This window comes from Dolichospermum sp. UHCC 0315A, assembly GCF_008121535.1.
GTDB classification, from domain to species: domain Bacteria; phylum Cyanobacteriota; class Cyanobacteriia; order Cyanobacteriales; family Nostocaceae; genus Dolichospermum; species Dolichospermum lemmermannii.
Genome location: NZ_CP043056.1, coordinates 5154156 through 5175687 on the forward strand (window position 1 = coordinate 5154156; position 21532 = coordinate 5175687).

15 protein-coding genes are annotated in these 21532 nt (G+C 39.0%); 6 read left to right on the top strand and 9 right to left on the bottom strand.

The genetic code is table 11. The features are described from left to right. Window positions 1–13: 13 nt before the first annotated feature. From BMF77_RS24365 to BMF77_RS28810, 3 genes are all read right to left on the bottom strand, one after another. Window positions 14–6415, bottom strand: a complete 6402-nt coding sequence (locus BMF77_RS24365) for a non-ribosomal peptide synthetase (RefSeq protein WP_246863020.1) — start codon at window positions 6413–6415, stop codon at window positions 14–16. A 45-nt stretch (window positions 6416–6460) separates the two neighbouring features. Further along, window positions 6461–7435 carry a sterol desaturase family protein gene (locus BMF77_RS24370; protein ID WP_148766488.1) on the bottom strand — a complete coding sequence of 325 codons (975 nt, stop codon included), beginning with the start codon at window positions 7433–7435 and terminating at the stop codon, window positions 6461–6463. Window positions 7436–7735: 300 nt separating this feature from the next. Continuing rightward, window positions 7736–7864 (bottom strand): hypothetical protein, encoded by a 129-nt coding sequence (locus tag BMF77_RS28810; protein WP_256370328.1) that lies wholly within the window; start codon window positions 7862–7864, stop codon window positions 7736–7738. Between the two features lie 20 nt (window positions 7865–7884). On the opposite strand from BMF77_RS28810, the gene BMF77_RS24375 reads away from it, so the two are divergent. Further along, window positions 7885–8883 (top strand): Gfo/Idh/MocA family protein, encoded by a 999-nt coding sequence (locus BMF77_RS24375; RefSeq protein ID WP_148766490.1) that lies wholly within the window; start codon window positions 7885–7887, stop codon window positions 8881–8883. An 11-nt stretch (window positions 8884–8894) separates the two neighbouring features. After that, window positions 8895–9665, top strand: a complete 771-nt coding sequence (gene map, locus BMF77_RS24380) for a type I methionyl aminopeptidase (RefSeq protein WP_015079452.1) — start codon at window positions 8895–8897, stop codon at window positions 9663–9665. Window positions 9666–9758: 93 nt separating this feature from the next. On the opposite strand, the gene BMF77_RS24385 is transcribed toward map, so the two are convergent. From BMF77_RS24385 to BMF77_RS24395, 3 genes are all read right to left on the bottom strand, one after another. Further along, window positions 9759–10181, bottom strand: a complete 423-nt coding sequence (locus BMF77_RS24385; RefSeq protein WP_148766492.1) for a protease inhibitor I42 family protein — start codon at window positions 10179–10181, stop codon at window positions 9759–9761. Between the two features lie 87 nt (window positions 10182–10268). Beyond that, complete coding sequence (locus tag BMF77_RS24390) at window positions 10269–11456, bottom strand: C1 family peptidase (protein WP_148766494.1); 1188 nt, start codon at window positions 11454–11456, stop codon at window positions 10269–10271. 191 nt (window positions 11457–11647) lie between these two features. Beyond that, window positions 11648–12961, bottom strand: coding sequence for a pentapeptide repeat-containing protein (locus BMF77_RS24395; protein WP_148766496.1), 1314 nt, complete (start codon window positions 12959–12961; stop codon window positions 11648–11650). Window positions 12962–13447: 486 nt separating this feature from the next. On the opposite strand from BMF77_RS24395, the gene BMF77_RS24400 reads away from it, so the two are divergent. The 4 genes from BMF77_RS24400 (at window position 13448) to BMF77_RS24415 (ending at window position 16453) form a co-directional block, all read left to right on the top strand. Continuing rightward, entirely contained in the window at window positions 13448–14191 is a 744-nt protein-coding gene (locus BMF77_RS24400) for a tetratricopeptide repeat protein (protein ID WP_148766498.1), read from the top strand. A gap of 85 nt (window positions 14192–14276) precedes the next feature. Further along, window positions 14277–14981, top strand: a complete 705-nt coding sequence (locus BMF77_RS24405) for a 16S rRNA (uracil(1498)-N(3))-methyltransferase (RefSeq protein ID WP_148766500.1) — start codon at window positions 14277–14279, stop codon at window positions 14979–14981. Then, the gene (locus tag BMF77_RS24410; RefSeq protein WP_148766502.1) at window positions 14978–15589 is read left to right on the top strand and encodes a TIGR04282 family arsenosugar biosynthesis glycosyltransferase; all 612 of its coding nucleotides are present in this window, start codon (window positions 14978–14980) and stop codon (window positions 15587–15589) included. Before BMF77_RS24405 ends, BMF77_RS24410 begins: the two co-directional genes overlap by 4 nt. Window positions 15590–15688: 99 nt before the next feature. Then, complete coding sequence (locus BMF77_RS24415; protein WP_148766503.1) at window positions 15689–16453, top strand: WecB/TagA/CpsF family glycosyltransferase; 765 nt, start codon at window positions 15689–15691, stop codon at window positions 16451–16453. Here the strand turns inward: BMF77_RS24415 and BMF77_RS24420 are convergent. From BMF77_RS24420 to BMF77_RS24430, 3 genes are all read right to left on the bottom strand, one after another. Next, window positions 16434–16991, bottom strand: coding sequence for a hypothetical protein (locus BMF77_RS24420; protein WP_148766505.1), 558 nt, complete (start codon window positions 16989–16991; stop codon window positions 16434–16436). The two genes, BMF77_RS24415 and BMF77_RS24420, sit on opposite strands and share 20 nt — an antisense overlap. A 301-nt stretch (window positions 16992–17292) precedes the next feature. Further along, entirely contained in the window at window positions 17293–18555 is a 1263-nt protein-coding gene (locus BMF77_RS24425) for an HhoA/HhoB/HtrA family serine endopeptidase (protein WP_371735136.1), read from the bottom strand. Window positions 18556–18778: 223 nt separating this feature from the next. Next, window positions 18779–21478, bottom strand: a complete 2700-nt coding sequence (locus tag BMF77_RS24430; RefSeq protein ID WP_210422258.1) for a type I restriction endonuclease subunit R — start codon at window positions 21476–21478, stop codon at window positions 18779–18781. Window positions 21479–21532: the final 54 nt, after the last annotated feature.

The following is a 21532-nucleotide window of genomic DNA, read 5'->3' on the forward strand; positions in this document are numbered from 1 at the left end:
TACCAAAAACCCGTCAAAATAAATTTGACAGACCACTAGTGGGATCTTCAACAAGCTGCTGAAGAATTTGTTGGTAATAGTTGAACAAAACCTTGATGGTTTCATTGGTAAATAACTCCGTACTGTAGAAAACCTTAATTTCCATCGTGGGATTATTTACTGAAGGTGAAGAAACATAAATCTCTAAAGGAATTTCTCCATCCCACAAGTCGAGATCGCGCTTAATAGATACAAAGTCAACATCTAACATCCAATTATGCCAATTTTGTGGAGGTAGCATAGCCAGGGCTGCCGAGATATTCAATGGTTGTTTGCTGGTGATAGTGTCAGTGACTGTTTGACAGGCAATTTCTTTATTATTAATGGCTTCTGTGAGAGTTTCTTGGGCTTGTTCTAAAAGATTAATTCCAGTTTGTTCAGAGGAAAGATGCGATCGCAAAATTACGTCATTGATGAAGCAACCGAGCATTTTTTCAGTTTCCACCGCACTCCGATTACCAATAGTTGCTATTACTAAAATGTCGTTCTTACTATTGCACTTAAACAAAAGTATATTTAGAGCAGTGAGAATGATCGTAAAAATGCTGACCTTTTGAGAACGACAGAGAGCTTCGATTGATGTCACAATACTCACTGGCAGAACCACAGAATAAATAGCTGCGCTGCTACTTTTATTACTCAACTGTAGCTGATTGCTAGATTCATCAGATTCTAGTGCAGTATTAGTTAGTTTTTGTAGCCAGTAAGCCAATTGCTTTTCTATGACCTTTTCATTAAAGTATTGCCGTTGCCAGAGGGTAAAATCTGCGTAATGAACAGGTAATTCCGGTAGAGGTGAAGGTAAACCATTGATAAAAGCTGCATAGAGGATTCCTAACTCCTCCAACAACAGACCAAATGACCAACCATCTGTGATGATATGGTGCATATTTAGTGTTAACCAATGTTCTTCTGGAGTTAGTCGCAGTAAAGTTGTTTTGATGAGAGGAACTAAAGCCAGATCAAAATGGTGATTATATTGCAATGCAGCTAGTCTTTCTGCTTCGGACTTTCGCTCTACCAAAGGGAGGTTTTGTAAGTCTATAATCTCTAATGGGATAGTCAGAAATGGGGTAATTACTTGTACAGGTTGACTTTCTACTATAGTAAAACCAGTGCGTAATATTTCATGACGACGAATTATTTCATTGAAACTGGACTCCAATGCAATTGCAGAAAGAGAGCCAGTGAAACGTAAAATAAAAAAGCTGTTGTAGGCGCAACTTTCAGGAGCTAATTGTTGTAACTGCCATATAGACTCTTGTGCAAAAGACAGGGGGATACAAGTGTCTCGTGCTTGAGGGACAAGAGGTGGTAAGGTATCAACTGTCATGGCATCCAGTTGATGTGTAATTATTACTTGACTAAGTTCAGCGATAGTCGGGGCTGTAAATAGAGAACGCAGAGGCAAAACTATGGAAAAATGTTCTCGAATGCGAGATATTACAGATGTGATCAGGAGAGAGTGTCCCCCCAATTCAAAGAAGTTATCATAGATGCCCACCTGCTCTCGATTTAATACTGTACACCAGATTTCGGCTAATTTTGTTTCTAGCGCGGTCACAGGGGCAACAAAAGCGGTTTCTAGCTCTAAATTGGTTGTTTCTGGCTTTGGTAAAATCCGCCGGTCAACTTTACCATTGGGAGTCAGAGGTAAGGTTTTAAGCATGACAAAAGCCGCAGGTATCATATATTCGGGAAGATGTTCTTTGAGAAATTGACGTAATTCGCTACTTGTCAATGTTTCTGTGGTGCTGACAATATAAGCTGTTAAATACTTGTTTCCTGGATGATCTTCGCGGACAATTACTACTACCTGCTGAACTTGAGGATGTTGGGTTAATACTGTTTCAATTTCTCCTAGTTCAATCCGAAAACCCCGAATTTTAACTTGATGATCAATGCGTCCTAGAAATTCAATATTTCCGTCTGGTAAATAGCGTCCTAAGTCTCCAGTTTTATAAAGTCGCTCATTTGCCACAAAAGGATTAGCAATAAATCGCTCAGATGTTAAGTCAGGACGATTTAAATACCCTCTAGCTAAACCTAGACCACCAATGTATATTTCTCCATAAACGCCAATTGGTAGGAGTTGAAGATAGTGATCAAGAATGTAAACTTGAGTATTGGTAATAGGACGACCTATGGGTGGGAATTTACCATCTGATTCTTCTGATAAAATTTGTCCAGACGTTGTAACCACTGTATTTTCGGTGGGTCCATAGTTATTAAAAAACTTAAATGGTAACTTATTTGATGGATAAGAATTAAGTCTATCTCCACCAGTTAACATAGTTCGCAAAGTTGTCTTTTCTGTCCAGGATAAAAGACATAATTGTTCTGCTAAGGGTGTAGGAATAAAACTAATAGTAATATTATGTGATATCAACTTCTCTTGAAGTGTTTCTGCTGACAGCAGAAATTCTGATTTAATTAAATATATACTCGCTCCGACTACTAAATAAGGCCATAATTCCCAAACAGCAGCATCAAAGGCTGTTCCGGCTAAATGTGTAGCTCGATCTGATGATTTTAATTCAAAATTATTTAAGTGCCAGAACACTAGATTTGATAGTGCTGAATGTTGAATTAGTACACCTTTAGGTCGCCCTGTAGAACCAGAAGTATAGATGACATAAGCTAAATTTTCAGGTGTGAAATTATTAATAGGATTATCCGAACTCTGACTGGCAATTTCAATTTCAAAATCTTTATCCCAACAAATGATTTTAGTTTGGGGTTGCTCTAGGGTTAATGATAAATGTGGGAGTAAGGAAGAATGAGTCAAGATGATGGACATTTGTGAATCTGCCACCATATAATTGAGACGTTCTGGGGGATAATTAGGATCGAGTGGCACATAAGCACCACCAGCTTTGAAAATTCCCAAATATCCTACTATCATTTCCAGAGAACGTTCTAAATAAACACCCACTAATATTTCTGGTTCTACACCCAAAAACTGCAAATAATGAGCTAGTTTGTTAGCTTCTGAATTTAATTGTTGGTAGGTTAATTGCTGATCTTCAAAAACTACCGCTACTGCATCAGGTGTTTTTTCTACTTGTTCCTCAAATAATTGATGAATGGATTTTTGGGGATAATCAGTTCCTGGATTATTCCATTCAACTAATAACTGATGTTCTTGGGATGCTGTTAATAAAGGTAATTTCCTAATCCGCTCTTGAGGATTTACCACAATTGCCTCAACTAAGGTGTGAAAACTCTCTACCATCCTGCCAATAGTATCAGCATTAAACAAATTAGCATTATATTCAAATGCAGCTATTAATTCAGTTCCTGATGCTGACTCTTTTTCCTGCATTGATAAGGTTAAATCAAAAGTTGCCCCCGCTGTCGCTCTTGTTAATTCTATTTGTGTAACTTGCAAATCTCTTAATTCCAGTTTTGACAAGGGAGAATTTTGCAATACAAACATGACTTGAAATAAGGGACTATGGCTGAGGTGGCGCTGAGGTTGGAGGGTTTCCACAAGTTGATCAAAGGGGATATCTTGGTGAGCATAAGCATCAAGTGCCATCTGTCGTACTTGTTGGAGTAATTCTTCAAAGGTGGGATTTCCTTCCAGACGAGTTCGTAAAACTAAAGTATTCACAAAAAAGCCGATTAATGGCTCTAAAGCAACACGATTGCGATTACTAATAGGAGAACCAACAACAATATCTTCCTGACCACTATAGCGAGAAAGTAAGATCACAAAAGCCGTCAGAAGTGTCATAAATAGGGAAGAACCCGATTTTTGACTGAGGTTTTTGAGTTTGTGAGTGAGTTGGGAATCAAATTGAAATTTCTGGATATCACCGCGAAAGGTTTGAATTGCTGTTCGTGATCGATCTGTAGGTAATTCAATGACTGCGGGAATATCTGCTAATTGTTGTTGCCAATAATCAAGTTGCGCGGGTTGATTTTCCAGCCATTGTCGTTGCCAATAAGCATAGTCGGCATACTGAATTGATAATTGGGGTAAGGGAGAAGGTAAACCCGCTGTCAAGGCTGAATAAATAACCGATAATTCTTGGAGAAAATTCCCTGCTGACCAAGCATCAGAAATGATGTGGTGCATTATTACTAATAACTGGTGGGATTCTGCCCCCAATTGGATCAATGTCACTCTTAAGAGAGATGATTCAGTTAGGGCAAAAGGGCGAAGATATTCATTAGTAGTTAATCTTTGTGCCGCAGTCGTTTTGTCATCTTCTGCTAATTCTTGTAAATCAATTACAGGTAAGGTAAATGCTAATTTATCAGTAATAACTTGAATGGGTTTACCATCGGCAATCCCAAAACTGGTACGCAGGGTTTCATGACGATTAATAGTTGTGGCGATCGCCTGTTCAAGTGCTATAAAGTTAAGTAATCCTTGTAAATTCAGGACTCTGACAATATTGTAAGCAGGATTTGCCCCTTCCATTTGATCCAGAAACCAAAATCGCTGCTGAGTTAATGAAAGTGGTAATTCAATATTTCGGGAAACTGATTCTAATGTTGGCAGTAAATTCTGGGCAGAAGATCCAATTTGTTCACTAAATGTGGCAATTGTTGGCGCGGCAAATAAACTGGCAATAGATAATTCTATTGATAGTGCCTCACGCAATCTTGATATCACTAAACTTGCCAATAGGGAATGTCCACCCAATTCTAAAAAATTATCATGAATACCAATTTTTTCGAGGCCTAAAACTTCTGCCCAGATTTTAACAATGATTTCTTGTGTGGGTGTTTGCGGAGGGATAAATTCACTTTGAATTGCTGATAAATCAGGTTCGGGTAAACTTTTTCTGTCTAACTTTCCATTAGGTAAAACTGGCAATTTCTCCATGACCATTAAGGTATGGGGAATCATATAATCTGGTAGTTTGCTGGCAAGAAAATTGCGTAATTCTCCCGAATTAAAATCTTGATTATTCACTACGATATAAGCAACTAATCGCTGACCACCAGATACATCTTCTCTGGCAGAAACCACAGCTTCTCGAATACTAGGATGGAGTTTAATTACTGCTTCAATTTCCTCCAATTCAACCCTCATTCCGCGGATATTTACCTGAAAATCAATGCGACCAAGAATTTCTAAATTTTGATTACTTGAATAACGAGCAACATCCCCGGTTTTAAAGAGTCGTTGTTGAGGATTAAAAGGATTAATGATGAATTTTTCCTCATTGGCCTCGGTGCGGTTCAGATAGCCTCGTGCTAAGGTAGAACCCGCAATATGGACTTCTCCAGACTCACCAGTTTTGACTGGTTCAAGTTGGGAGTTAAGGACATAAACTTGTTGAATGTTTGCTAAAGGATGACCAACAGGAACATAGCCATCTTCAAGATCGTAATCTTCAGGAACAGTATAAAAACCATGGCCAATACTTTCTGTTTGACCAAGAATATTAAAAAACTGGGGTGGTGTTTTAAACAGGTTGCGTAACTTTTTAATTAGTTGATAGGGTAGTAATTCGCCACCAAATACTATTAATCTTAATTTTGATTCTCTCAGAGATTCTGTATATTGTTGGTCTAAACTTTCTAAGGCAATTAGTCCATAACGCCATACAGAGGGTACACCATCAGAAATAGTAACACCACGTTTTTGAATTAATTCAAATAGGCTTAAAGGAGTTCTGGTTTGTTCACGAGTAGCAAGAATACTGGTTGCACCTTGGGATAAAGGTAAAAATAATTGTCTGACTGAAGCAGTAAAAGAAAAAGATGCTGTATGGAGATAAATATCTTGATGATTAACTGGTAATATTTGAGCGATCGCTTCAAGATAATTACAAATACTACCATGAGGCATTTGTACACCTTTCGGCTTACCAGTAGAACCGGAGGTATAGATTAAATAAGCCAGATTTTCGGCTGTGACTCCACTAACTGGATCATAGGAACTTTGACGCTCCATTTTCTGCCAATCTGTATCTAGACAAATTGTTGTAGAAGTTTCAGGAAGAGATACTACCAATTGTTGTTGTGTCACCACAAATTGCAACTTAGTATCTTCTAGCATAAATGCTATGCGTTCTTGGGGATAGGCCGGGTCTATAGGTACATAAGCACCTCCAGCTTTAAGAATACCAAGAATACCGATGATCAGATCGAGCGATCGCTCTACGCACAAGCCGACCATGACTTCAGCACCTACACCAATACTCTGTAAATAATGTGCTAACTGATTGGCTTTAGCATTCAATTCTTGGTAGGTAAGTTGCTGATTTTCAAATATTGTCGCTACTGAATCTGGTGCTGCTTTTACCTGAATTGCAAATAAATCATGGATACAAACACCATTTTCTGGCAAATCGTTGATGATTGTAGTCGAATTCGACAAATCTGAATTCAAATCTAATTTCATGTTATTCATAACTATATTTTTGACTTAATTTGTATTGAGACTGTCGATAGGGAATTACTTTTTAGATGTCTGTTGGTTATAATTTTGCCAAATAGATTTAAATGGCTGTACTAATAAATTAATTGGATTATTAAATAAATTTGATTCCCCATCTGACAGACCAAAATCCAGCTTTTCATAACCTTTCGGTACATATAAAGTCCCAAATATCCAGTCCCAAAAAGACAGAATGTAACCAAAGTTTTTGTCATAATGCTTTGGCTCAACACTATGATGAATATGATGTTGAGCAGGACTCATCAACACATGACTAACTTTATAGGGGTAGTTCAACCAAATATGAGAATGTCGTAAGTTAGCACCAGTTAAATAAAAGAGAAATATCTCCCAATTAACTCCATAAATGGATAAATGTGATACTTGATTACCAAATAAATAAATCCAGATTCCCGTAGTAAAACCCAGCATTACCGTCGCAAAGATCATACTTAATATTAAATCAAAGGGATGAGAGCGATAAACAGTCATCGGAGTCAGTACATCCGCAGAATGATGGACTTTATGAAATTCCCAAAAGAATGAACTTCTATGAGCTAAGTAATGGTAACAATAATAGGCAAAATCCCCCGCTAAAGCCACAAAAATACTTAATGTGACATAATGATACCACTGAGGATGAGTAATTAAAAAAGGCGTTGTTAAGTGCGTAATTTCTGTTAAATAATCACAAATGATATTTGCTAGATTTGGTAGAGAGAATATAACTGGCAATATTACAAATATTTCTAAGAGCGAAGATAAAAAATAATACTTATATTCAGCGATCGCTGAAGGATGTAAATAAACTGCTTTTGGCAAAAGATACTGCCTTAAATTTATCTGTTTGTCTTGTTGAGATAACCCTAATTTATATATAATCAAAGCTAGTAACAAAGCCGAAAGTATATATAACCAATAAATCTGAGATGAGCTGATAAATGGCACTAGGAATGGATAAAAAATCCGCAGATTTTGGATTTGTGTAATCATCTTAGATATTGGAAAAATAGAAATCTAGTAGATACTTCTGAAAATTATCCAGGGATTTGATATTTAAAGAAGAAAATAGACATATTTTATACACAAGATGTATAATTTTTTTTGGTATTTTCTAATTTATGTAGCATATCATGTAAAACATATAACAGAACCTAATTATTTACAAACGCGAATTTATGAGAAATTCAAAGAAAAATGCTCAAAAAACATAAAAAAATAGCTCTGAAAATTTAAAATCGTTTAATTAATTGTTTATCCTGATTTTTACACGATTTTTAAGCTGTATTATATTTATGGTAATGTTTCCAAAATTACCAAAGAGCCATAATATTTTACATTGATGAAAAATACCCTAGTGGTATTAGATATTTCCTGATGGTGGCTTGTTGATAAAATACCAACGGCATTAAACCGAAACATTGAAAATTGGTGATAAATTCATGGACAATAACGAACTACCTTTATGTACACACAATCTCAGAGTCGGTTTAGTGGGAACAGGCTATGCGGCCAAACTCAGGGCTGAGGCGTTATTACAAGATCCTCGAACTGATTTAATAGCCATAACTGGCAATCCTGAAAGAACAGCGGTTTTAGCCCAGGAATACGCAACTGAAGCCATGAATTCTTGGCAACAGCTAGTAGAACGAGACGATTTAGATATGGTGGTGATCTGCACCATTAATCAAGATCATGGTAAAATTGCTCATGCTGCCCTATCTAGCGGTAAACACGTCATTGTTGAATATCCTTTGTCTGTAGATGTCAAAGAAGCTGAAGAACTGATTGCTTTAGCAAAAACAGTCAACAAGCTTCTGCACGTCGAACACATTGAATTATTGGGTGGTTGGCATCAAACTTTAAAACAATACCTAGACCAAATTGGTGATTTGTTTTATGTTCGCTATAGTACCCTGAATCCCCAGCATCCAGCCCCGCGTAAGTGGACTTATAATCATGGGATGTTTGGCTTTCCCCTAATTGGGGCATTATCTCGGTTACATCGTCTGATTGATTTGTTCGGTGAAGTCTTCACTGTCAATTGTCACCAACGATATTGGCAAACTGAGTCTGATTATTACCAAACCTGTTTATGTTCAGCCCAATTATGCTTTGACAGTGGATTATTGGCACAGGTAATTTATGGTAAGGGGGAAACTTTGTGGCAATCAGAACGCAAATTAGAAGTTCAAGGTGAAAAAGGGGAAATAATTCTCGATGGTGATACCGGAATGTTAGTCTTAGCAGCAGGAACAAAGTTGATTGAAGTGGGAACGCGACGGGGTTTATTTGCCAAAGATACAACTATGGTATTAGACCATCTATTTGATGGTAGTCCCTTATATATCACCCCAGAACAAAGCTTATATGCTCTCAAGGTAGCAGATGCTGCACACAGAGCGGCAACAACTGGATTAACTATATTTTTAAAAGAGTAGATAGAAAATTGATGAAAATCGAAACCATAGTCATTTTATCCCAACGAGAAATCGAAAAAATGCGCCGTGCTGGCAGCTTGGCCGCCAAGTTATTACAACATTTAGAACCTTTGGTTAAACCGGGAGTTAGCACTCTACAATTGAATGATGAAGCGGAAAGATGGACTCAAAAGCATGGAGCAAAAAGCGCTCCTTTAGGTTATAAAGGTTATCCTAAATCTATTTGTACCAGTGTGAATGAGGTGATTTGTCATGGTATTCCCAATGCTAAACAAATTCTCAAGGATGGGGACATTATTAATATAGATGTTACGCCTATTGTTGAAGGTTATCATGGTGATACATCAAAAACATTTCTAGTGGGTAATCCTTCCCCCACAGCCCAAAAGTTAGTAGAGGTAACCCAAGAGTGTTTGCGGTTGGGGATTGCAGAAGTAAAACCAGGGGCAAAAATTGGGGATATTGGGGCAGCAATTCAAGAGTATGCGGAGTCTTTCGGCTTTTCTGTGGTGCGGGATTTTGTGGGACATGGAATCAGTAATATTTTCCATACTGCACCGGATGTTCCCCATTATGGCATCAGAGGTAGAGGCAAGAAACTTAGAGCCGGGATGGTGTTTACTATTGAACCAATGATTAATGAAGGCACTCACGAAGCCGAAATGCTGAATGATGGTTGGACTGCGGTAACAAGCGATCGCTTACTTTCTGCTCAATTCGAGCATACCATAGCTGTCACCGAAGATGGTGTAGAAATTCTGACTTTGCCAGAAAATTTATAGTCAGGAGTCAGGAGTCAGAAAGAAGAAAGAAGAAAGAAGAAAGAAGAAAGAAGAAAGAAGAAAGAAGGAAGAAGGAGAAAATGCTTTTTATTGTCAACGAATTTGGACGTTAATTTTATAAGTTTTTAACGGTGGAAGATTTCTTTCCCAGGGACGTAAATAGTGAAGTTCTAGCATGGTTGAACCCAAATTTTGGGCTAAAAACCGGAAAACTTGATTTTCAGATGCTCCTGGGGCTTCTGCTTCTATTGGTTTTAATACTGAATCTCCCAAAGATTTGAGTTTATCAGGATCATTTTGAATAATTTGCCAACTATAGCCTATTCCTGGGTTGGTTAACAATTCAACAATCATAATATTACCTTTTTGAATAATAATCTGACTGTTATTGTTAGTATCGTTGACAGTGATTTCTGAGTTAGACATGGGAGGAGTAGCAGCATTACTAACTTGAAAAATAATGGTCAAGGTAGTTAGCAGAGAAATAATCAAAAAGACTCGCTTGGTAAAAGTCATAATTTTAATCTACCTTGTCGAGTGAATTCAAAAAAATCAATTTAGGTTAGATAAAACTTGCGCTTTACCCAACCTAAAATCAAAAAATTATCGAGAGATGTTTTTGGAATTAACTTTAATTAATTCTGGATTGATTTGGAAGATGTTGATTTTTTTCAACAAGTCAGGAGACAATTTATAGAAGTTGCTTCTGGCTTGAGTCCAAGCTGCGCCATAACCGATGCTATTACTGTTATAACCAATCCACATATAACCATTGTCACCCCAACCTGTACCCCAAGAATTTTTGATTAACCAGGCTTGTTTTTGATCATCCCAACCAATGAGGGTGACACCATGATTGATAGGACCTTGTGCTTGTTCGTTAAATACGCCGCTAACATAACCTTGGAAAGCAGGAGTAACCCGCACTGCAACTGTTAAGGGTCCATATTTACACATGGCCAGTTTCATTTCTGCAACTGTGGGAATTCCACCATCAGGTTTAACATATCCCCAGGCTATGGAACGGTAGGGAGTGTCTATGCTGGGGTTGTAGGGATTATTGGTTGCTGTATAGGGTACAGTAGCTTCGGTAGCTGTGCCTTTGCTAATGAGATAATCAAATGCTTTAGACCACCAACCACCACCACAACTACCTGAACCACCCCAGTTGATAATTTGCTGTTCTGAAGCATCAGCAGCAGTGTTATTCCGAATTAGATTACTACCTTCGTAAGCTCCCAAGGTAGCAAATGCCCAACAACTGCCGCAACCTCCTTGGTTCCGAACTGGGGTAACTTTATTGAAAGTCCGCCAATCAAAGGATTTTGCGGAAGCAAAGCAGCCACGAGCTTTAATTAATTGTAATTCAGGGATTACTCCTGGATTAATGCGTTCAAATTTTTCGCGTTCGGCTAAATCAATATTTAAGATTTGTGCAGCAACGGCATTTTGGATATTAGCCTGTGTTGGTAAATCATCTGGTGCTTTGGTGGCGGCTAGTTGCTCTAGTTTATAATCTAAGGCTGTGGTGTAACCTACCTCAAAAGTTAGATTTTTTGACTGGATATCACGGCGTAATTCCAGTATTTGATTTTTAATGATTAAGGGAGCTTTTTGTTCTCGTTCAAGATAAAGGGGATTGATTTTTATTTGAGATAAATTTTTCTCTACAGTTTGAGAAGCGGGAATTCTTATTTGGCGTTGAATTGGTTGAGCAAAAGCTATGTTTTGGAAGATTCCCAAACTCAATAAAGCCGCACTAGATATTTGCAGAAATTTGGAATTTTTCATCAAATTAAATTATCCTCAAACTTATTAGTTAAGGTTTAGTCTGTTTTTTTTAAAGAGTTTTTTTTACCCATTGATGGGTATGGCTGTTGACTTGTGGTTTATAGATTTAGTTCCCAATATTTTTGGTCATTGGTAATTGGGAAGAACCATTTTTTTGTTGATATTCTTCCCTCTTGCTTCTTCCCTAACTCTTATCTTCCTAATTTATTGGGAATTCCTTCACAACCACCGGGAATTGTCCGTCTGGTTTTTTCTCCACACCAGGTACAGCAATAGTAACGGGTAGATTCGGACATTCTTTGAGCATTGGTGAAGTCGGCATTTTCCACAACTGCGCCGGTGTGTTCTCCTGTTTCGTAGTTGGGTGGTTCGGTGCGACTGCGGGGGGATGCCTGTTCTAGTAAACCATAAAATAGGCGCACTCCGTTTAAGTCAGCGTTGGTCAAATTGGCATCATATAAGATTGTGCGGGAAAGGTTGGCTTTGACTAAATCGCAATTGCTGAGATTAGCACGAATGAGGTTGGCTTCACTTAAATCTGTCCAGCGCAAATCATTATCGGCTAAATCTGCACCTGCTAACATGACACCTAAGTCAATGACGCGCACTCCTTCTAAACGATCTTCGGCATAACCACCACTACCATCTAGAATAGCTCTTCCTAGTCGGCGATCGCGCTGGAGAGGAGAGAGTAATTTGGAACGGGAAAGAAACCGCAGAATTTTGGCTTTACCACTGCCATCTACACTACTAAATATAGCAGCGGTGCGTCCTTCGGCGATCGCTCTTTCTTGCGGCCAGTCTTCTAATAATCCTTCTTCATCTAATACTAAGTCGGAAACTCCTTGAAAGTAGGAGTCTATGGTTTGTTGTTGGGTAATGATATTTTGCTGTACAGTCAGTAGGTTTTGTTGGATAGTTAAGTCTTTGGAAATTACATATTGTCGCCATGCTACATAAACGGCGATAATGGCAATGGCAATTTGTCCCAATGCTCCAAACCATTCTGCTAAAGTACCAGAGGCATCCCAGTTAACTCTTCTTCCCCAACGCAGTAAGCCACTACCTAAATTAGTAAATCTGAATAAGCCAATTATTCCGACTATTACTCCTATTAAACCCACAAATACATTTCTATCTTGAGGTGAAAACCACTCTTGGATCACATTTCGCAACCACGGAAAGAGGATGAACAGTGATAACGCTAAGGTTGCCAAAGTTCCCAAAATGCCCAGAAATGAGTTATTAATGACAATACTAATGATAGTTGTGGCGATCGCCAAACTAGTGAATAATAAAATTCTGGGGGTGATAGCAGTTTGCAGGCTGGAGTTGCTCTCAACCAGAACCGCAGTTCCTTTGATCATATTTGTCTTGAAGGCAGATTGTCCAGATATTTGTTTTTTTTCTAATCCTTCTGTTAGTAATAAGTGATCACTACCACCAGTTTCTAATTCATCTTCTTGATTTATTTCTGAGTTAGATGAGTCAGGTTCAATTGTCATAATTTTTATTTTCCTACCATCGTCTCACTATAAATTTCCACGCCGTAAAAATACTTACATTTACAGTATTATATACTTCTAATACCAAATTAAGATGAAGCTGGATAAAATCAGATTTTTAGAATATTTGACCGCAGATAAACGCAGATAAACGCAGATAAATACCAATAATTATGATTCTGTGTCTCCATTAAGCAACAAGCAGGCAATTTTATCACAGATCATTTAAAATTTTTGTGTGGGATGATTCTTTTTTAGGGTCAGTAACCCAGATTGATCTAGTTCAGCTAAGTTTGTACTTACCAATAATTGATTTATTGACTACGAGTATGGTATTGTATTCATAACTTCTGATGAAAACCTTATCCAAATCTTCATCTTGAGTTTACATAATCAAACAACAATTAAGCACAATTAGTTGATTTTGATACGACTTTTAACTTCCCATCAGTTTTAGGATAATTGTATGATTTTTGTAGGTGCAGTATGGTAATTTGGCGACAATTAATTGCCTCTAGTTTAATCAGTTTTTTGGCGATTGGCTGTAGTGATTTGGCAAATTCTTCACCAGATAATACCAAACAAGTTGTTCAAGAAAGCAATGTCAATCAACTAATTACAGAGGTACAAGATAGTCAAAAAGCAGAAAATTTATTACTACAGGGAAATGGCTTGTTAGATACCCATCGTTATCAAGAAGCTTTAGGGGTATATAATCAGGTGATAGCTATTAAAACCGATAGTGCGGAGACTTGGGTAAATCGCGGCAATGCTTTGATTGCGTTGCAACAGTATCCAGAAGCTGTAGAATCTTATGATAAGGCGATCGCTATTCGCCCAAATAAAGATGAAGCTTGGTACAATCGTGGTAATGCTTTAACGGCTTTACGAAATTACGAAGAAGCTGTAAGATCTTATAATGAAGCGATCGCTATTCACTCTAATAAACATGAGGCTTGGATTAACCGAGGCATTGCTCTGACTAAATTACAACGCTACAAAGAAGCTTTAGCATCTTATAATCAAGCAATTACTATCCAGCCTAATTTGCATCAAGCATATTATAACAAAGCTTGTAATTATGCCTTACAAAATAATCTAGAACTAGCAATTGATAACCTCAAAAAAGCTATTCAATTTGTCCCCAAAAAATATCAAGACTTAGCGAAAACTGACACGGATTTTGATAGAATTCGGGATGAACAGCGATTTAAAGCATTATTACAATAACGAAAATAGTTAACTCTGCGCTATCAAACACCACTTTTACTTCTTCTTCTTCTTCTTCCTCCTCCTGACTCCTGACTCCTCCCCTATGTCCCAACTTCAACGCATTACTATTCATCCCCAGCAACTTCAAGCCAACCAGCTTTTATTAACACCTCAACAACAACATTATTTGCTGCGGGTATTGCGCTTGCGAGATGGTGATAAATTTATTGTCATGGATGGTATGGGGAAATGGTGGTTAGCGCGGTTACAAGGGGAACAGGGAGAGGTTTTAGAACCGCTGGAGGTAAAAACTGAATTACCTGTGGCTATTACCTTGATGATGGCATTACCAAAAGGAAATGGATTTGATGAAATTGTCCGGTGTTGTACGGAGTTGGGAGTAACTTCTATTGCACCTATTTTGAGCGATCGCACCCTATTAAATCCCAGTCCCCAAAAACTAGAACGCTGGCAGCGCATAGCTTCAGAAGCCGCTGAACAGTCAGAACGGGCTGTTGTTCCCACCATCCTCCAACCCGTAGCTTTCAACACTGCCATAAAAGAAACTACTGCCACTCATCGTTATATCTGTGAAGCCCGTGGGGATTATCCTCATCTACAGCAGGTAATCAATAAAACTGCAAATGAGATAATTATTGCCATTGGACCAGAAGGAGGTTGGACAAATCAAGAACTAGAAATAGCCATAGCATCAGGATTTCAGCCCATTTCCTTGGGTCGTCGGATTCTTCGCGCAGTCACCGCGCCCATAGTTGCGATATCTTTAATAGCAGCATATTTTGAATGATCTCCTTAAAACCATCAAAACAACATCTGATTATTTTTACCCGCTACCCAGAACCAGGGAAAACAAAAACCCGGTTAATACCTGCTTTGGGTGATGTTGGTGCTGCTAATTTACAAAAGCAGATGACTGAAGATACTATTTCTCAGGTTAAGGAATTACAAAAAATGTCTAAGACATCTGTAGAAATACGGTTTACGGGTGGCGATTTACAAGGAATGGTAAATTGGTTAGGAAATGATTTACTATATCAATTTCAAGGTGAGGGAGATTTAGGTAAAAGAATGGAGCGATCGCTAATCAATGCGTTTAATCAAAAAGCAGAACGAGTCATCATCATTGGTACAGACTGCCCTGATCTAAACTCGCAAATTTTAATAACCGCTTTCGAGCAATTAGAGGTTTTTAATCTTGTCCTGGGTCCAGCCCTGGACGGTGGTTATTATTTAATTGGATTACAACAACCAATAGCCGAATTATTTATGAATATTTCCTGGGGAACTGCTCAAGTATTCGTAAAAACAGTAGAAATTGCTCAAAAGTTAAATTTATCAATTGGCTATCTGCAATCTTTAGCAGATATTGATCGTCCAGAGGATCTTAACCCCTAAACTGTTTTCCTTGACAAATTATTGTTATTTATTCAGGAAAAAATTTGATACCCTAACCTTTCATCAAACATCCGCCTAAAGTCTGATTTTCAAGAAACTATGTTTAAATTCCCTCAAGTATTTCCCGTATTAGGTTTACCAGTGCATATAATGAGTAATTATCCAAACTGGTTATTAGATTGCTTAAAAGCAGGTCAAGGGACTCATGTAGTCACCCTCAATGCCGAAATGACTATGCAAGCAGAGCGCAATCTCCCATTAGCAAAAATCATTAAAAATGCTGAATTAGTTATTCCCGACGGCGCAGGAGTAGTTCTCTATTTACAATATTTATTAGGACAAAAAGTTCACCGATTTCCCGGAATTGAATTAGCAGAAAGCCTTTTACAAATAATAGATCAAGAACAAACATCTGCTTCAATATTTTTCTATGGAGGCGCACCAGGAATAGCCGAAAAAGCAGCAGATTTATGGCAAAAACAACTTCCCACTCTCAAAATATCCGGCACACATTCTGGTTATCATTCCCCAGCAGAAGAACAACAGTTATTGCAAACTCTGACTCAACTACAGCCACAAGTAATATTTGTTGGTTTGGGAGTACCACGTCAAGAATTATGGATTGCTGAACACCGTCATTTGTGTCCTCACTCCATTTGGGTAGGTGTTGGTGGTAGTTTTGATATTTGGTCAGGAAGAAAAACTCGCGCTCCCCGTTGGTTAGCAAACAATAATTTAGAATGGCTATATAGACTATATCAAGAACCTTGGCGGTGGCAACGAATGTTAGCCTTACCAGAGTTCGTTTACAAATCCTTGATTTATCGTTGGACTAGGAAAGATGTTAATCGTTGGGAGTTCTGAGTTCAACAGCAATACGAAAACAGTTCACAACGAAGAACGACAAACTCAACCGCGGCGATCTACTTTTTGGACTGTAATTACCTTTGTATGGCGATGGATCAAAAGTGATTTTTGCAAATTTGGCTAAAAGTCCACACACCATACAGAAGCGTTGACGGGTTCTAGTATCTGGTTTTGTAGATAAGATTGCTTGTCTACAAATTTCTGCATCTAAAATTTTATCGACCGGTAAAATTTTAAAAACAGTTTGATATTCTACTTGCCAAGTTGTCTCAGTTTTAAAATTTCTTTCTCTCCTATTGAAATAATCTTTCTCGAAATCTAATATCAAACTGCCGATAGTTTTCACGTTATCAGGGATAACGATGTAATCAGCCCAATCAAAAGTTTTTGCATCAAGTCGAATACTTAATTTTTTAGCCTCACGTTCCGAAATTTTTACTCCTTCATTATTAGCTGATGTAATACTAATTTTCTGTTGATAGGGTTTGCTTTTACTAGATGAAGGTTTTGGGGGTAATGTGGCTCTGAGATACAATTTACTCCCAGGGGAAACGCATCTTATCAATAAGGACTATTTAATCTCAATAATGACCCAAACATTCGCATTAACGTCTACTTCATGTATAAAGCGAGTCATGTGATTTTAATTCCTGTTTCCATCCTGTTCATCCTTTAATTCTGGATAAGTAGGTTAGCATTAAAAATTGTCGTTATGGCACTAGGCTTGAGGCAAAAGGCAAGAGTGAAGAGGGTTTGGGCGATTTTACTTTTCTTTACACAAATTGGTTTTATTGTGTTCACCTACTTATCCTGATTCTGAGAGTTTCTAAGGAATTTTATTCCTTATTAATTGGTAAAGGTGCAGGTTTAACTAAAAATTGAGAAACTTTACCATTACGATCTACTTGCACTTGGAGAGGAATACCAATTTTACTATTTTCTACTAATTTTTGAACTTCATCAACTTTCAAAACTGGTTGATTATTAATACTCTTTATAACATCTCCTGGACGCAATCCAGAAACCGCTGCGGGTGAATTAGCAACAATCCTGATTAAGAGGATTCCTTCATTTGCAGATAAATTTATTTTATCGCCAAATCTGGCAATGATTTTTTCCTTAACTTCAGGTGTGAGTGTGACCATTTGTATGCCTAAATAGGGATGATCAACTCTACCTTTAGCAATTATTTCCTCAGCAATTTTTTGGGCAGTATTAATAGGAATAGCAAATCCTAAACCTTGAGCGCCTTGAATAATTGCTGTATTCATCCCAATGACTTCACCACGGTAATTTAGTAATGGTCCACCGGAGTTCCCAGGATTAATTGCTGCATCTGTTTGCAGATAATCAACACGCTTATCACTTGCACCGATATCACTACTAGAACGATCTGTGGCGCTGATAATTCCAGAGGTGACAGTATTATTTAAACCCAAGGGATTACCAATAGCGATAACGGCTTCTCCTGGTTGCAAAGTATCCGACTTACCTAAAGCTAGGGCAGGTAAGTTATTAGCTTCAATTTGAATTACAGCAACATCCGTTACCGCATCTTCACCTAATACCTTACCTTTAAAAGTCCGGCCATCTTTGAGAGTAACTGTAACTAAATCAGCGCCGTCGACAACGTGGGAATTAGTTAAAATTTGCCCAGATGAATTAATGATAAATCCCGAACCGCTACCTCTTTCTACTCTTTCTCTTTGTTGAGAAGGGATTCTATTGCCAAAAAAGCCGCGAAAAAAGGGATCAGAAAATTCGTCTGGTGCTTGAGTGGTAACGGTTCTCGTTGAATCAATGCGAACAACTGCACCTCCCACTTTTTGTACGACTTTGACAACAAAGTTAGGATCTCCAGAAGCGGAAAAAATCGCGGGAGGAGCAATTTCTGTGGTGGGTGCAGTAGTTTTTTGTGATTGAGCATGACTAGGTTCTATTTCTGAGGTGGTTTTCTTGAGGCTGGTACAACCTCCCAGCATGAAAACTGCTACACCACAGACTGCAATCCATTTTTTCCCTTTATTTCCCAAGTTTTGGCGTAAAAATCTAGTATTAATATTTTTAGCTGCTAGGTTATAATTATTGATCTTCATCATGTGATTATTGCTCCGTATTCGTTAGTAGTGCTAGGATACTGGCTACCTGGTGTTTATCAGGATAATTATATAGCCTCCTATTTGATTTATGTATCTTTAGAGTAGTTCAGATTCCCGACTTCTTTTTTGGCTTGTAAATAAATTATGAATTGAAATCAGAAGTTGAGGATCTTATTGTATGTGATTACAAATTAGGAATTAGGAATTACGGATAAAGGTGGCGTTAAAGGGCTGCGGCAAAGGATGCTTGCAAATCGGGGTCATCATCTAAATCAATATCAATGTGGTGACGGAGTGCGTGTTCAATTGCGGCGGCTTTGGTTTTGGTGCGCGTTCTCTGATTTACTTCCTTTTCAAAGTCCTCATCTAGGATTGAGATTGGTTTAATTTTGAGATCGATGCCTGTGGAAACTAGGTAAGCATCGGTAATTGCTCGCAGTTTGGCAGGAATGCCTTTCATACTGAGGCGAGGATCGTAAAAGTGTCGCTCTGCTTGGATGTTGATGTTGGTTAGTGCCTGATGGTCAGACATAAACGTAAGGGCTTCTTTAGCAGGAAAAACTAGGTTAAGGCTGCGAGTAAATTGCTTGAAGGCAAGAATATATTTAAAGCGAATATCTTCGTCGTAGAAGAGATCGAAAAAGGCATCCGTATCAGTTAGGTCAGTTAGTCCATTTTCGTTAAGCATTTCCATGATCGTCCGATGGTCTGTCTCTAACTGGCGAATTTCTGCTTCAGGAAAACTAAGGGTGTCTTCGACTTCCTTCTGTTCGCGTTCGTCATAGCTATCGAGGGCTTTCTTGAGGTGATGCCCCACACCGACATAATCAACAACAAAACCTTTGTCCTTATCAGCCCCACTAACGCGGTTAACACGAGCGATCGCTTGAAGCAGACTATGGGCTTGGATGACTTTATCGAGATACATGACCTGTTCGACAGGAGCATCGAAGCCAGTCAGGAGCATATTGTTGACGATGAGTATGCCGATATCGCCTGTAATGCCGTTATCTTCGCTATCAAAGGGTAGTTTAAAGCTGGCAATCTTGGTCTTTGGGTCGTTTGTATAGGGTTTTAGGTGGGGTAAGTCGTTTTGTCTGGGTGAGATAACTACATCAGTTTTGAGCTTTTTGAGACGATCGATCTGGATGTTATGGGGGTTAGATATTTCTAGTTGGGCGATCGCTTCGACTAGAGCTATATCAATATGGCTTTTATAGCGGACGGCAGCTTCGCGAGATGTGGCAACTACTTGAGCTTTGTAGCCATTGGTGAAAATGGATGGCAAATAGTGGTTAACGATATCCTTGGCTTTGGCGGCGATCGTTGATTCGGCTTCGAGGTAAGCATCACGGGAGCCGTAGCCTAAAATATCGAGACGTTCAGCACGGTTATATTCACTAAAAACATCCTCAAAAGCGCTATCCATTGCCGACTGGTCTAGGACTTCAGCGTTATGGGTACGACCTTCGTAGACAATTTCGAGGGTGACTTTATCGCTAATGGCTTGGCGCATAGTGTATTTGTCGATATAGTCACCAAAGACGCGCTCAGTTTTATCTATGGGTGTGCCTGTGTAGCCGATGCGAGTGGCGTAGGGGATAGCTTTGTCGAGATTGGCTTCGAGTAAACTGTATTGCGAACGGTGCGCCTCATCGGTCATTACGAGAATATTGGTGCTGGTGTTGAGTTCGGGAAAGGTTTCGGCAAAGTCACGCTCTTGAAATTTATGGATCATTGCCATTACTAGGTCGGAGGAGTCACTTCGTAATAGTTCTTTGAGTGCGGCAATGCTATCGGCGGGTTTGACGGTGAAGCCGACATTTTGACCTGTTTCGGCTAGTTGCTGCTCTAGTTGGGTGCGATCGGTGATAAAAATAACTTTCCATTGGCAGAGGTTGGGATGACGGTACATGGCTCGCACCATAAGCATCATGGTGAGGGATTTGCCTGAGCCTTGGGTGTGCCAGATGATGCCGCTACGTTCTCGTGGGGTTTTGCCTTCTAGGAGTCGGTTGATTGCTTTTTTGACGGCGCGAAATTGTTGATAACGCCCCACGATTTTGATGGTTTCACCTTTGTCATTGACGGAGAAGAGGGTGAAGTTACGGATGATTTCGAGCAGATTATTTTGGTCTAGCATTCCTGCGACGAGACGCTGTTGATCGTTGGGGCTACTGGCTCCATGATCGAGGTCTTCGAGGGTGCGAGGGAAGGGGTCAGCCCAGCGATAAAAGTATTTTTGGTTATGTGTGGTAATTGTGCCAAATTTTGCTTCGGTGCGACAGGTGGCGATGATGAATTGGTTATAAAAAAATAGAGGTGCGCTGCCTTCACCTTTTGCGCCGCGTTGTTCGCTGTAGCGCATGAGTTGGTCGATCGCCTCTGGTATTGCATCCTGTACTTTTGGCGATTTGCACTCGATGACGACGACGGGTAAACCGTTGAGAAAGAGGACTATATCGGGAATGATGTGGTTTTCTGTGCCGAGAATGCGGATCTTGAATTGGCAAATGGCGATAAAGGAGTTATTGGCAGTATTGGCAAAGTCTACAAACTTGACGGTGGGGCTTTTTTCGTCTGTTTTGCGGTTTTCGGAGATGCTGGTATTTTCTTGGAGCAGGGTGAAGAGATGGCGGTTATTTTCGAGGAGATTATTGCTTGGAAAATTTGCAGTTAGTTGTTTGATGACTTCTTCGATCTGGTCTGGTTCGAGCCAAGGGTTAATGATTTGCAGTTGTTGGCGCAAGATTGGCAACATGACAACTTCGGTAAAACTGGCGCGATCGCTATCTTGTGGTTTTTGGGTGCGATCAAGGTCGCGCACTTCCCAGCCCAAGCCTGTTAATTGATCGAGTAATGGCTTTTCGACGTGGTTACGTTCATCGATTTTGATGGCTGGGGGCGTTTTATCTGGTTGCATTTTATTTAAGTTGGCTCATAATGGCTCATAATTGCTTATAACTTGGCTCATAAC